At 75.8% G+C, this 13,328-nt stretch carries 12 protein-coding genes; 6 read left to right on the top strand and 6 right to left on the bottom strand.

Going from position 1 to position 13,328, the window contains the following annotated elements; translation table 11 throughout:
• Window positions 1-38: 38 nt before the first annotated feature.
• Window positions 39-980 (bottom strand): homocysteine S-methyltransferase, encoded by a 942-nt coding sequence (gene mmuM, locus OF117_RS21530; protein WP_263554909.1) that lies wholly within the window; start codon window positions 978-980, stop codon window positions 39-41.
• Between the two features lie 43 nt (window positions 981-1,023).
• On the opposite strand from mmuM, the gene OF117_RS21525 reads away from it, so the two are divergent.
• Window positions 1,024-2,049 (top strand): aminoglycoside phosphotransferase family protein, encoded by a 1,026-nt coding sequence (locus tag OF117_RS21525; RefSeq protein ID WP_263554908.1) that lies wholly within the window; start codon window positions 1,024-1,026, stop codon window positions 2,047-2,049.
• Between the two features lie 91 nt (window positions 2,050-2,140).
• Here OF117_RS21525 and OF117_RS21520 read toward each other — a convergent pair whose 3' ends face one another.
• Window positions 2,141-2,515 carry a VOC family protein gene (locus tag OF117_RS21520; RefSeq protein WP_263554907.1) on the bottom strand — a complete coding sequence of 125 codons (375 nt, stop codon included), beginning with the start codon at window positions 2,513-2,515 and terminating at the stop codon, window positions 2,141-2,143.
• 90 nt (window positions 2,516-2,605) lie between these two features.
• Between OF117_RS21520 and arfB the strand changes: the two genes are divergently transcribed.
• On the top strand, window positions 2,606-3,046 hold the full coding sequence (gene arfB / locus OF117_RS21515; RefSeq protein WP_263554906.1) for an alternative ribosome rescue aminoacyl-tRNA hydrolase ArfB: 441 nt from the start codon (window positions 2,606-2,608) through the stop codon (window positions 3,044-3,046).
• Here the strand turns inward: arfB and OF117_RS21510 are convergent.
• The 3 genes from OF117_RS21510 to OF117_RS21500 form a co-directional block, all read right to left on the bottom strand.
• Window positions 3,018-4,274, bottom strand: coding sequence for an RNA polymerase sigma factor (locus OF117_RS21510; RefSeq protein ID WP_263554905.1), 1,257 nt, complete (start codon window positions 4,272-4,274; stop codon window positions 3,018-3,020). The two genes, arfB and OF117_RS21510, sit on opposite strands and share 29 nt — an antisense overlap.
• A gap of 17 nt (window positions 4,275-4,291) precedes the next feature.
• Window positions 4,292-4,642, bottom strand: a complete 351-nt coding sequence (locus tag OF117_RS21505) for a YciI family protein (protein ID WP_263554904.1) — start codon at window positions 4,640-4,642, stop codon at window positions 4,292-4,294.
• 95 nt (window positions 4,643-4,737) lie between these two features.
• Complete coding sequence (locus tag OF117_RS21500; protein WP_263554903.1) at window positions 4,738-5,385, bottom strand: N-acetyltransferase; 648 nt, start codon at window positions 5,383-5,385, stop codon at window positions 4,738-4,740.
• Between the two features lie 96 nt (window positions 5,386-5,481).
• Between OF117_RS21500 and OF117_RS21495 the strand changes: the two genes are divergently transcribed.
• The 4 genes from OF117_RS21495 to OF117_RS21480 all read left to right on the top strand — a co-directional run bounded on the left by OF117_RS21495 (window position 5,482) and on the right by OF117_RS21480 (window position 12,537).
• A complete protein-coding gene (locus tag OF117_RS21495) occupies window positions 5,482-6,837 on the top strand; it encodes an FAD-binding oxidoreductase (RefSeq protein ID WP_263554902.1) in 1,356 nt (451 codons plus the stop codon).
• Between the two features lie 206 nt (window positions 6,838-7,043).
• A complete protein-coding gene (locus tag OF117_RS21490) occupies window positions 7,044-9,641 on the top strand; it encodes a molybdopterin oxidoreductase family protein (protein WP_263554901.1) in 2,598 nt (865 codons plus the stop codon).
• Window positions 9,641-12,199 carry a nitrite reductase large subunit NirB gene (gene nirB / locus OF117_RS21485; RefSeq protein WP_263554900.1) on the top strand — a complete coding sequence of 853 codons (2,559 nt, stop codon included), beginning with the start codon at window positions 9,641-9,643 and terminating at the stop codon, window positions 12,197-12,199. Before OF117_RS21490 ends, nirB begins: the two co-directional genes overlap by 1 nt.
• On the top strand, window positions 12,196-12,537 hold the full coding sequence (locus tag OF117_RS21480) for a Rieske (2Fe-2S) protein (RefSeq protein WP_263554899.1): 342 nt from the start codon (window positions 12,196-12,198) through the stop codon (window positions 12,535-12,537). Before nirB ends, OF117_RS21480 begins: the two co-directional genes overlap by 4 nt.
• 122 nt (window positions 12,538-12,659) lie before the next feature.
• Here OF117_RS21480 and OF117_RS21475 read toward each other — a convergent pair whose 3' ends face one another.
• The gene (locus tag OF117_RS21475; RefSeq protein WP_263554898.1) at window positions 12,660-13,325 is read right to left on the bottom strand and encodes a helix-turn-helix transcriptional regulator; all 666 of its coding nucleotides are present in this window, start codon (window positions 13,323-13,325) and stop codon (window positions 12,660-12,662) included.
• Between the last annotated feature and the right edge of the window lie 3 nt (window positions 13,326-13,328).

Below are 13,328 nucleotides of genomic sequence, written 5' to 3'. Positions count from 1 at the left end.
CTCAACGACGAGTAATCACCGGGTTACCCAACACCCTCTCAGGCGCGGTGGACGGCGGCGGCGATCGCACCGATCCGGTCGGGCCCGACCCGGCAGCAGCCGCCGACCAGCCGGGCGCCGGCGGCCACCCATGCGCGGACGTCGCCGTCGGCGATGCCGGCCCTCCCGGTCCACCGCCGCGCCGCGGCGTCCCAGCGCTCGCCGCTGTTCGGGTAGAGCACGACGGGCTTGCCGGTCGCCGCCGCGGCGGCGACGGCGGCGGGGACGCCGGCCGGGTCGGTGCAGTTCACGCCGACCGCGACCAGGTGCGCCGCGCCGGCCGCCAGCGCGAACACCTCGGCGGCCGGCTCGCCGCGCCGGGTGCGGACGACGCCGTCGCCGCCGACGACCGTGGTGAGCGACAGCCAGAACGGGACGCCGAGCGCCTCGGCCTCCGCGACGAGCGCCCCGGCCTCGGCCGCGGCCGGCACGGTCTCGCAGGCCAGCACGTCGGCACCCGCCTCGGCCAGCACCGCCATCCGCTCCCGGTGGAAGGCGCGCAGCTCGGCCACCGTCAGCCCACCGCCGGTGCGGCCCGGCCACGCCGGCTTGGTGTAGTCACCGGTGTACTCCGATCCGTCGGCGAGCATCGCCCCGTACGGGCCGACCGACCCGGCCACCCATGCGCCCGGCGCGCCCTCGCGGGCCAGCACCACCGACAGCTCGAGCAGCCGGCGGGTGTCGGCGCGGTCCACGCCCGCGGCGGCGAACCCCTCGGGCGTCGCCTGGTAGCTGGCCGTGGTGGCGACCTGCGCGCCGGCCGCGGCGAAGGCGGCGTGCGCGGCGACGATCGCGGCCGGGTCGTCGCGGAGCAGCCGGGCCGACCACAGCGCGGACGACAGGTCGTGGCCCCGCGCCTCGAGCTCGGTGGCCAGGCCGCCGTCGAGCACCACGGGACCGGCGGCGAGGGCGGCGGCGAGCGAGGGCGGCACGCCCCCCATCCAACCGGGCCGGAGCGTCGGCGGCGCCGCCTACCGTGGCCCGGTGACCCCGGACGGGACGACCGGCACGCGGACCTGGCAGGACCCCGGCTGGCGTGCCGGAGCCCTCGGCTGGGCCCGCGAGCGGCTGGCCGGGCACGGCCTGGTCCCGAACGGCGCCCCCGGGCAGCCGCACGTCATGCCCTGGTCGACCGCGCTGCGGCTGCCGGTGCGCGGTGGCGCCGTGTGGCTCAAGGCGGTCGGCCCCGGCTCGGCACACGAGCCGGCGCTGGCGGCCGCGCTGGGGGATTGGGCGCCCGCACGCGCGCTGGTGCCCCTGGCCGTCGAGCCCGGCCGGCGGCTGCTGCTCCTCCCGGACGGCGGGACCACCCTGCGCGACTCGGGTCGGGCCGGCCGCGTCGAGGCCTGGGAGGCGGTGCTCGCCGACTACGCCCGCCTGCAGGTGGAGGTCGCCCCGCACGCCGCGGCGATGCTCGACCTCGGCGTGCCCGACGCGCGACCGGAGCGGCTGCCCGACCAGGTGGCCGGTCTGCTCGCCGACGACGACGCGCTGCTCGTCGGCCGGGACGGCGGAGCGACGGCCGACGTCCGCGACGCGCTCGTCGCCGAGCTGCCCCGGTACCGCGAGCTGTGCGACCGGCTGGCCGCCTCCGGCATCCCGCCCACGGTCCAGCACGACGACCTGCACGACGGCAACGTGTTCGTCGCGGGGAGCCTGCGCCGGTTCTTCGACTGGGGTGACGCCTCGGTCTCGCACCCCTTCCTGAGCCTGCTCGTCGCGCTGCGCATGGCCGCCCGGGCCCTCGGCGTGCCGCACGGCCACCCGACGCTGACCCGGCTGCGCGACGCCTACCTGGCGCCGTGGCGCGACGTCGGCGACCCGCGCGACCTGGTGGAGCCGGCCGACATCGCGCTGCGCGTCGCCCCCCTGGCGCGGGCGCTGAGCTGGTGGCGGATCCTCGCCGGCGTCGACCCGGCCGAACGCGCCGAGTGGGCAGCCGCCGTCCCCGGCTGGGCGGCCGCGCACCTCGGCGCCGGCCCGCTGGCGCCCGCCCGGCCGGACGGCTGAGCCGCTCGTCCCGGCAGCGCCCGGGCCAGGCCGGCCGACGACGCGGGTGCGACGACGCGGGTGGGACGACGCGGGTGGGACGACGCGGGTTCTAGGCCTCGGCCCAGACGCCGAGTTCGTTCCCGCTCGGGTCGGCGAAGTGGAACCGGCGTCCACCCGGGAACTCGTACGGCCCCTGCACGACCCGGCCACCGGCGCGGGTCACCGCGTCCACGGACCGGTCGAGGTCGGTCGAGTAGAGGAGCACGAGCGGACCGCCCGCGCGCACCTCCCGGTCCAGGCGGAGGCCGCCCACCTCGGGTGCCGGCTCGTCCTGCCGGTCGCGGATGCCGGCGTACTCGGGCCCGTAGTCGTCGAACCGCCAGCCGAACGCGTCGGCGTAGAACCGCTTGGCCTGCACCAGATCGGTGACCGTGATCTCCACGTAGTCGATGGCGTGGTGTCGCCGCGCAGACAGGTCGGACATGCCCTGCATCGTGCCCGCCGGCTGCGGGCGTGCCCACGGTCCGACGCACGGCGATCGGATCGTCGGCCGTGCGTCGGGGAGACTGGGCCCGTGGCGGCCGGCGACGACGCGGCCGGTGACCTGCCGGTCACCGGCTCCCTGGTCGTGCCCGCGGTCGAGCTGTCGTGGCGGTTCTCCCGCTCCTCCGGGCCGGGCGGGCAGGGCGTCAACACCGCCGACTCGCGGGTCGAGCTGTCGGTCGCGCCGCTGCGCTTGCCCGGCCTGACCGAGACCCAGCGGGCGCGGTTGGCCGAGCGGCTGGGCTCCCGTCTCGTCGACGGCGTCCTGACCATCGGCGCCGCCGAGCACCGCCAGCAGCTGCGCAACCGGCAGGCCGCGCGGGAACGGCTGGCCGCCGTGCTGCGGGCCGCGCTCGCCGCCCCGCCGAGGGCGCGGCGGCGGACGAAGCCGACCCGCGGGAGCCAGGAGCGCAGGATCCAGGCGAAGAAGCAGCGCGGCGAGCTCAAGCGCCAGCGGCGCCACTGGGACTGAGCGCCTCCGCCTGGCGGCGCAGCAGGAACGCCCGCTCGGTCGCATTGCCGCTCAACGCCGCCGCTGCCTCGTACGCCGCGGCCGCCTCGGTCGCGCGGCCCAGCCGGCGCAGGAGATCGGCCCGGACGGCGGGCAGCAGGGAGTGCCGCGGCAGGTCGACGCCGTCCAGGGCGGCCAGTCCGGCAGCCGGGCCGAGCACCTCGGCCACGGCCACCGCGCGGTTCACCGCGACCACCGGCGACGGCGCCAGGGCCAGCAGTTGGTCGTAGAGCACCAGGATCTGCTGCCAGTCGGTGCCGGCGGCGGTCGCGGCGTCGGCGTGCACCGCGCTGATCGCCGCCTGCACCTGGTAGGGGCCCGGCCGGCCGCGGCGCAGGCACCGGCGCACCAGTTCCTGCCCCTCGGCGACCAGCGCCCGGTCCCAGCGCGAACGGTCCTGCTCGGCCAGTGGCACGAGGTCGCCGTCCGGGCCCACCCGCGCCGGGCGCCGGGCCTCGGTCAGCAGCATCAGGGCGAGCAGCCCGGTCACCTCCGGCTCGGCGGGCACCAGCCCCGCGAGCAGCCGGCCCAGCCGGATGGCCTCGTGCGCGAGGTCGTCGCGCACCGGTCGGTCGCCCGACGACGCGGTGTGCCCCTCGGTGAAGACCAGGTAGACGACGGCGAGTACGGCCCGCAGCCGCTCCGGCAGGTCCGCCTCGGCCGGCACGCGGTACGGAATGCGCGCGTCGCGGATCTTCGCCTTCGCGCGGACCAGCCGCTGCGCCATGGTGGCCTCCGGCACCAGGAACGCGTGCGCGATCTCCGCCGTGGTCAGCCCGCCCAGCAGCCGCAGGGTCAGCGCGACCTGAGCCGGCAGGGCCAGCGCCGGGTGGCAGCAGGTGAAGATCAGCCGCAGCCGGTCGTCGGGCACGGCGGGGTCGTCCTCCGGAACCGGGTCGACGGGCTGCAGGGCGGCGTGCAACCGGGCCGCCTCGGCGTGCCGCGCGTCCCGGGTGGACTCCCGCCGCCAGCGGTCGACGGCCCGGTTGCGGGCGGTGGTCACGATCCAGCCGACCGGGCTCGGCGGGACGCCGTCGACCGGCCAACGCCGGACCGCGGTCAGGAAGGCCTCCTGCACCGCCTCCTCGGCGGTGTCGACGTCGCCGAGGACGCGGACCAGGACGGCGACCGCCCGGCCGTACTGCTCGCGGAAGACCCGCTCAACGTCGGCGGTCGCGCCCGCGGCCATGCCGGGAGGCCCCGCGCTCAGAGCGCCGCGTCGGCGACCGGGCGCACCTCGACCGGCAGCGTGCTCGCCCGGGCCAGCCTGCGGCCCCAGTCCAGGGCGGCGTCCAGGTCGTCGACCCGGATGAGCGTGAAGCCGCCGACGAACTCCTTGCCCTCGGCGTAGGGACCGTCGGTGACCAGCACGTCGTCCCCCCGGGGGCGGACGACGGTCGAGGCCTCCGGCTGGTGCAGGCCGGCGGCGAACACCCAGACACCGGCGGCCCGCATCTCCTCGGACACCGCCGTGACGTCGCGCACGATCGGGTCGAGCTGCTCGGGCGGCGGCACCTCGCCGACCGGCTGGATCAGGTTGAGCAGGTACTGGGGCATCGGGTCCTCCCCCCGTCGGCGCCGGCCCGGTGCCGGCCGCTCACCTCCTGTACGAGCGGACGGGCCGGGGATCGACACGGTCGGGAGGGAACCTCTCACCGGGGCGCGCGGACGACCACCCACACCGGCATCGCGTCGTCGGCCGTCCGCAGCGCTGCGGCCACTTCGAAGCCGTGCCCGCGCAGGAAGTTCACCGCCGCCCAGCTGTAGGCCGCCGCCGCGGCCGGCAGGCCGTCGGCGTCGCACCGCCCGAGCGCGGGGGCGAGCACGGCGGCGGCCAACCCCTGCCGCCGGGACGACGGGCGGGTGCCCAGGTGCCGCAGCCACCAGTGCGGGCCGCCGGGGCGGGCGGCGGCGACCGCCTCCTCGGTGTCCGACACGACCGCCGCGCGGTGCGCCGACAGGTAGGGCAGCTCCCGCCCGAGGGCGGCCCGGACGTCGTCCGGCAGAGGAGCGGTGGCGGGCACGCCGTCGGGCGGCTGCCAGACCGCGACCGAGGCGACGTCCTCGGTGACCCAGGCGGTGCGGGTGCCCACCCCGCGATGCCCCGCGTCGAGCTCGTGCCAGCGGGTCAGCCGCTGGACCCTTCCGTCGTCGGGCAGCGCCCACCGGGCCCAGCGGGAGCCGGCGACGGCGAGGGTCAGCGTCGCGGCGATCCGCGGCACGTCCCGCGGCTCGGCGACGCGGACGGGTGGCGGCGGCTGCGGCTGCACCCGGCGCGCGGCCGGACGCGGCGTCGTCACGCGTCCATTCGACCACGCGGGGGAGACGTGCCCGACGGGCTTGTGCCCGCCCCGGCCCGGCGGGACCGTTTGGCTGCCCCACAGGGAGGTGGCGTCATGACGATCACGCTGGAACGGCCCGCCTTCGACTCCCTGAGAGCCGACATGCGGGGCGAGGTGATCGGCCCGGCCGATCCGGGCTACGAGACCGCTCGCCGGGTCCACAACGGGATGATCGACAAGCGGCCCGCGGTGATCGCCCGCTGCACGGGGGTGGCCGACGTGCAGGCCGCGCTCCATTTCGGCATCGCGCACGACCTGCCGGTCGCCGTGCGCGGCGGCGGCCACAACGTCGCGGGCAAGGCGGTCTGCGACGACGGCATCGTGATCGACCTGTCGCCGATGAAGGGCATGCGCGTGCTCCCGGGCGAGCGGGTCGCGCAGGCCCAGGCCGGCCTGACCTGGGGGGAGTTCGACCGGGAGACCCAGGCGTTCGGGCTCGCGACCACCGGCGGGGCGATCTCGACGACCGGGATCGCCGGGCTCACCCTCGGCGGCGGCATCGGCTGGCTGCAGCGCAAGCACGGCCTCACCTGCGACAACCTGCTCTCGGCCGACGTCGTCCTCGCCGACGGCCGGTTCCTCAGGGCGAACGGGGCCGAGAACGAGGACCTCTTCTGGGGTCTGCGTGGCGGCGGGGGCAACTTCGGCATCGTCACCTCCTTCGAGTACCGGCTGCACCCGGTCGGGCGAGTGGTCGGCGGGCCCGTGGTGTACCCGTTCGACGCCGCGCGGGAGGTGTTCCGGTTCTACCGGGACTACTCCGCGGCCGCGCCGGACGACCTGTTCGTCGAGTTCGGGATGGCGACGCTCCCCGACGGGCAGCGCGCCGTCATGGTCTTCGTGGTCTACGCGGGGCCGCTCGCGGCGGCCGATGACGTCCTGCGGCCGCTGCGGGAGTTCGGCTCCCCGCTCGAGGACATGACCGCGACGATGAGCTACTGCGAGGTGCAGCAGGCCTTCGACGCCGACTTCCCGGACGGCATCCTCAACTACTGGAAGTCCAGCAACATCCGGGAGCTCACCGACGACGCGATCGAGACCATGGTGGCCTTCATGGCGGCATCCCCCTCGCTGCGGCCGATGGTCATCATCGACCAGTTCGGGGGCGCCGTCGCCCGGGTGCCCGACGACGCCACCGCGTTCGGCCACCGCGACGCCGCCTACGACCTGATCATCGCTGCCATCTGGTCGGCGCCCGGGGAGCAGGAGGCGCACATCGACTGGGCCCGCCGGTTCTGGGAGGCGATGCAGCCGCACGCCAGCGGGGACGTGTACGTGAACTACCTCAGCGAGGAGGGCCAGGACCGCGTCCGCGACGCCTACGGGCACCACTACGCGCGGCTGGTGGACCTGAAGCGCCGGTACGACCCGCACAACGTCTTCCGCGGCAACCAGAACATCCAGCCGTAGCGGACGTCCAGCCGCAGCGCCACCGGCCCCCGGGCCCCGGACCGGTCCGCCGACCGACCCCGCGACCGGAGACCTCACGGGGGCGACGCCCCACCGCGGCCGCGTGGTGACCCGCACCGCGGTGGGCCCGGCGCTGTGAGCCCGACGGAACGCAGGGTTGACGTCGACGCCGCGGTCGGGAAACGGCCGCGCCGCAGTCTCGACGCGTGCCCGCAGCGCCCGCTCCCGCGTCGTCGGCGTCGGCCGGTCCGCGGACCCGGACGACGCAGACGCACTGCCCCTACTGCTCGCTGCAGTGCGGGGTGACCATGACCGCCGGCGACCGTCCGGCCACCCTCGTCCCGGCCGACTTCCCGGTCAACCGGGGCGGGCTGTGCGCCAAGGGCTGGTCGGCACCCGAGCTGCTCGACCACCCCGAGCGGCTCACCCGCCCGCTGGTGCGCGCGGTGCCCGGCGACCGGACCAGCCCGCTGGTCGAGTCGACCTGGGACGAGGCCCTCGACCGCCTGGTCGCGGCGATCCGCCGCACGCAGGCTGCGCACGGCCGCGACGCGGTCGGCTGCTTCGGCGGCGGCGGGCTGACCAACGAGCAGGCCTACCAGTTCGGCAAGTTCGCCCGGGTCGCCCTGCGCACGTCCGCGATCGACTACAACGGCCGGTTCTGCATGTCGTCGGCCGCCGGCGCCGCGGTGCGCGCCTTCGGCCTCGACCGCGGGATGCCCTTCCCGCTGTCGGACCTCGGCGAGGCAGACGTCGTCCTCGTGGTGGGCGGCAACCCGGCCGACACCATGCCGCCGGCGATGCAGTGGTTCGACGCCGGCCGGGCCCGCGGCGCGCTGCACGTCGTCGTCGACCCGCGCCGCACCGCCACCGCCCGCAGCGCCGGCCTGCACCTGCAGCCGCTGCCGGGCACCGACCTGGCGCTGGCCAACGGGCTGCTGCACATCGCCCTCGCCGAGGGCCTGGTCGACGAGGCCTACGTGGCCGCACGGACGACCGGCTTCGACGACGTCCGCGCCGGCGTGGCCGCCTACTGGCCCGACCGGGTCGAGCGGCTGACCGGGGTGCCGGTCGAGGCGCAGCGGCGCACCGTGTTCGCCCTCGCCCGCGCCGAGCGGGCCATCGTGCTGACGGCCCGCGGCGCCGAGCAGCACCGCAGCGGCACCGACACCGCCACCGCCTGGATCAACCTGGCGCTGGCCCTGGGCCTGCCCGGCCGGCCGGGCAGCGGCTGGGGGACCATCACCGGCCAGGGCAACGGGCAGGGCGGGCGCGAGCACGGGCAGAAGGCCGACCAGCTCCCCGGCTACCGCAAACTGGCCGACCCGGCGGCGCGGGCGCACGTGGCCGCCGTCTGGGGCGTCGACCCCGACGATCTCCCCGCGCCGGGTCCCAGCGCGTTCGAGCTGCTCGACGCCCTGGGCGCCGACGGCGGGGTGCGCACCCTGCTGGTGCTCGCCTCCAACGTCGCCGTCTCCGCGCCGGACGCCCGACGGGTCGTCCGCCGGCTCGGCGCCCTGGACTTCCTCGCGGTCAGCGACTTCTTCCTCTCCGAGACCGCCGCCCTGGCCGACGTCGTGCTGCCCAGCGCGATGTGGGCCGAGGAGGACGGCACGATGACCAACCTCGAGGGCCGGGTCATCCGCCGCCGCCGCGCGCTCGACCCGCCCGAGGGCGTCCGCGACGACCTCCGGCTGCTCGCCGAGCTGGCCGGCCGCCTCGGTGTGGGGGAGAGGTTCAGCGCCGACCCGGAGACCGTCTTCGCCGAGCTCGGCCGGGCCAGCGCCGGCGGCGCCGCCGACTACTCCGGCATCGACTACCGGCGCATCGACGACGAGCAGGGCGTATTCTGGCCGTGCCCGCGGACGGCGCCCGGCGAGCCGGCCCACCCCGGCACCCCGCGGCTGTTCACCGAGCGGTTCGCCACCCCCGACGGGCGCGCCCGGTTCCTGCGGGTCGAGCACGTCGAGCCGCACGAGCGGCCCGACGCCGACTACCCGTACGTGCTGACCACCGGCCGGGTGCTGGCCCAGTACCAGTCGGGCACCCAGACCCGGCGCTCGAAGAGCCTGCGGATGGTCGCCCCGGCGCCGCGGGCCGAGCTGCACCCCGACCTGGCCCGGCGGCTGGGCATCGGCCCCGACGACGTCGTCGAGCTGGCCACCCGCCGCGGCGTGGCCCGGTTCACCGCGACCCTCACCGACGCCGTCCGGCCCGACGTGGTCTTCGCGCCCTTCCACTGGGGCGGCGGCTCCAGCGCCAACGCGCTCACCGACCCCGCCCTCGACCCGACCAGCCGGATGCCGGCCTTCAAGGTCTGCGCGGTCGCCGTCCGCCGGGTCGGCCCGCCCGACGAGCACCTCGTCCCCCCGCCGGACGCCGCGCAGCCGCGGCCGCTGACCGTCCCGACCCCCCGCCCCGTCCCGCGCACCCCGTCCCGGAGGAGGACCACGAGCGTGAAGAGCACCCCACGGTTCCTGCAAGGCGTCTTCCCGATCACCGGGGAGGGCCTGGCCAAGCCGGGCCCGCTCGACGCCGTCCTGCGCTACTCGGTGCCGCAGGGCACGACCGCGCAGGCGCTGTACTTCCGCGGTGGCAACTCGACCTCCGAGCTGGTGTACGTGCTGCTCGTGCGCGACGGCGAGCCGATGCGCTGGTTCCCGATCGGCGCCAAGGCCGACACCCACGTGCCGCTGCGGGTGGTCGAGGACCTGCCCGGCGGCTGCGTCGTCGAGCTGCACGCCGCCGCGCCCGAGGGCGTCACCGGCGAGCTGGTGGTCGACCTCGGGCTGGTGGAGGTCTGATGGGGGCGCCCCCCGAGGTGGTGTCGCCGGGGACGGTCCTGGGTGGCCGGCCCGCCGGCCTGGAGACCCTGCACCTGGCCGACGACGACACCGACGCCCGCGCGCGGCTGGTCGTCGTGGGCAACGGCATGGCCGGGGCCCGCCTGGTCGAGGAGGTGCTCGAGCGCGACGGCGGCGAACAGGTCCGGATCACCGTGTTCGGCGACGAGCCGCACGGCAACTACAACCGGATCATGCTCTCGCCGGTGCTGGCCGGGGAGTCGCACGAGGACGACATCGTCCTCAACAGCCACGACTGGTACGCCGACAACGGGGTGACCCTGCGCGCCGGCGTCCGGGTCGAACGGATCGACACCGCCGCCAAGCAGGTGCACGGCGACGACGGCTCGATCACGCCGTACGACCACCTGGTGCTGGCGACCGGCAGCTACTCCTTCGTCCCGCCGATGGCCGGCGTGCACCGCGAGGACGGCGGCCTGCTGCCCGGCGTCTTCGGGTTCCGGACCATCGACGAGACCCGCGCCATGCTCGAGGCCGCCGGCCGCTGCCGGAAGGCGGTCGTCCTGGGCGGCGGCCTGCTCGGCCTGGAGGCTGCTCGTGCGCTGCAGGGCCACGGCCTGCGGGTCGACCTGGTGCATGCCATGCCCTGGCTGATGAACGTGCAGCTCGACGCCGAGGCCGGGGCCATCCTCAAGCGGAGCGTCGAGGCGCTCGGCATCACGGTGCACTGCGACGTCCTCGCCACCGAGGTGCTCGGCAGCGGGCACGTCGAGGGGGTCGTCCTCAAGGACGGCCGGCGGCTCGACTGCGACCTGCTCGTCGTCGCCGCCGGCGTCCGGCCGAGCACCGACCTCGCCGTCCGCTCCGGGCTGGAGGTGGAGCGCGGGATCGTCGTGGACGACCAGCTGCGCACCGACGACCCCGACGTCTACGCCATCGGCGAGTGCGCCCAGCACCGCGGCCAGGTGTACGGGCTGGTCGCCCCCGCCTGGGAGCACGCGACGGTCCTCGCCGACGTGCTCACCGGCACCGACCCGGACGCCGCGTACCACGGCAGCCGGACGGCGACCAAGCTCAAGGTCGCCGGCGTCGACGTCGCCACCATGGGCATCACCGCGCCCGAACGGGACGAGGACGAGTTCCTCGTGATCTCCGAGCCCCGGCGCGGCGTGCACCTGTCGGTGGTCATCCGCGACGACCGGCTGGTCGGCGCCACCCTGCTCGGCGACACCCGCAAGGTCGCCTACCTCACCCAGGCCTTCGACCGCGGCTCGCCGCTGCCCGAGGAACGCATCCGGCTGCTGGTCGACCTCTCCGACGGCAAGGCCGAGGTCGGGGTCGCGGACATGCCCGGCGACTCGCAGGTGTGCAACTGCAACGGCGTCACCAAGCAGACCCTCTGCGACACCGTGAAGGACGGGTGCACCAGCGTCGGCGCGGTCATGGACCGCACCCGCGCCGGCAAGGGCTGCGGCTCGTGCAAGTCGCTGGTGCAGCAGATCGTCGAGTGGGCCGCCGACGGCGACGTGACCGAGGACGAGTCGGCGAGCTGGTACGTGCCCGGCGTCCCGCTGGCCAAGCCGGAGCTGATGGCCGCCATCCGCGAGCGGGACCTGCGGTCGGTGTCGGCCGTGTTCGCCGCCCTCGCCCCCGGTGGCAAGGAGGACGCGAAGTCCAAGATGGGCCTCACCTCGCTGCTGCGGATGATGTGGGGCGACGACTTCGCCGACGAGCGCGACGGCCGGTTCATCAACGACCGGGTGCACGCCAACATCCAGCGCGACGGCACCTTCTCCGTCGTCCCGCAGATCAAGGGCGGGGTCACCACCCCCGCGCAGCTGCGCCGCATCGCCGACGTCGCCGAGAAGTACGAGGTGCCGATGGTGAAGATCACCGGCGGCCAGCGGATCGACCTGCTCGGGGTCCGCAAGGAGGACCTGCCGGCGGTGTGGGACGACCTGGGCATGCCCAGCGGCTACGCCTACGGCAAGAGCTTCCGCACGGTGAAGACCTGCGTGGGGTCGGACTTCTGCCGCTTCGGCCTCGGCGATTCCACCGCCCTCGGCGTCGCCCTCGAGACCCGCTTCCAGGGCATCGAGAGCCCGGCCAAGCTCAAGCTCGGCGTCGTCGGCTGCCCGCGCAACTGCGCGGAGGCCTACGTCAAGGACGTCGGGGTCGTCGCCGTGGGCAACGGCAGGTGGGAGGTCTACGTCGGCGGCGCGGCGGGGGCCTCGGTGCGCAAGGGCGACCTGCTGGCCACCGTCGGCTCCCTGGAGGAGGTGCTCACGGTGGTCGGCCGGTTCATCCAGTACTACCGGGAGAACGCCAACTGGCTGGAGCGGACCTACGACTTCGTGCCCCGGGTCGGGCTGCAGAGGCTGCAGCACGTGCTGCTCGAGGACGGCGAGGGCATCGTCGCCGATCTCGACGCCGGCATCCAGAGGTCGATCGACGCCTACACCGACCCGTGGGGCCAGGACGGCGGGCGCCCGGCCACCCCCGGTCAGTTCCGCCCGTCGCTGCCGCTGGTCGACCTGCCGAAGGTGCCGGTCCGATGACGCTCACGGAGCTGGCCGGCGTCCGTTCCCACGTGGTCGGCCGGGTCGAGGACGTCCCGCCGGGGGAGGGCCGGGCCTTCGTCGCCGGCGGCGTGCAGGTCGCCGTCTTCCGGCTGCGCGACGGCTCGCTGCACGCCACCCAGGCCGCCTGCCCGCACGCCGGCGGACCGCTCGCCGACGGGCAGACCGACGTCGACGTGCTGGTCTGCCCGCTGCACCTGTACGCCTACCGCTGGTCCGACGGCGCCTCGACGTCCGGGGCCGCGCCGATCCGCACCTACCCCGTGCGGGACGTCGACGGCGATCTCGTCGTGGAGATCCCGGCCTCGGTCGGCTAGGCGCTCTGCACCGGCCGGGCACCGCCGGTCGCCTCGGTTGGACGGTGTGCGCTCCGCCCGGTTCCTTGGAACTGGGCGTCAGTGCACACCATCCAGGCGGTGACCTGTTCCTGAAGCCACCCTCAGGGAGGAATCGTCGTCCGATCCGCACGAGATCCCTGCTCACCGGGGGAGCGCGACGCCGGGCGGGCGCGGACGTGCATCCGCTCGCCCTGCGGGCCGAACAGCGAGAGCACCTCCGCCGGCTCGGGGAACGGATTGCCGAAGGCGTGCGGCACCCGCGTGTCGAACTCGACCACCTCGCCGGCGGAGAGCACGAAGTCCCGACGGCCGAGCAGCAGCCGCAGCCGGCCGGACAGCACGTAGAGCCACTCGTAGCCCTCGTGGGTCTTCTGCTCCACGTCCCCGCTGCGCGACCGCGGCGGGAAGACCTGCTTGTACGCCTGCAGCCCGCCGCTCTGCCGGGTCAGGGCCACCATGGTCACCCCCTCGTGCTCGAAGGAGCTCTGCTGCACCCGGGGGTCCTCGGCAGGGGCCGTCTCGACCAGGTCGTCGAGCGCCACCTGGTAGGCCCGGGCGAGCGGCAGCAGCAGCTCCAGGGTGGGGCGTCGTCCGCCGGACTCCAGCCGGGACAGCGTGCTCACCGAGATGCCGGTGGTCTCCGATACCGACGCCAGGGTCAGCCCCCGGTCCGAGCGCAGCGACCGCAGCCGGGGACCCACGGCCTCCAGGACGTCGTCCAGCGCCGCACCGTCGTCCGCTTCCGCCGTGCCGGCTGGCTTTGCCATGTC

The sequence above is a fragment of the Geodermatophilus sp. YIM 151500 genome, from assembly GCF_025716945.1.
In the GTDB taxonomy this organism is placed as follows: domain Bacteria; phylum Actinomycetota; class Actinomycetes; order Mycobacteriales; family Geodermatophilaceae; genus YIM-151500.
This window is presented reverse-complemented; position numbering and strand designations above follow the sequence as displayed.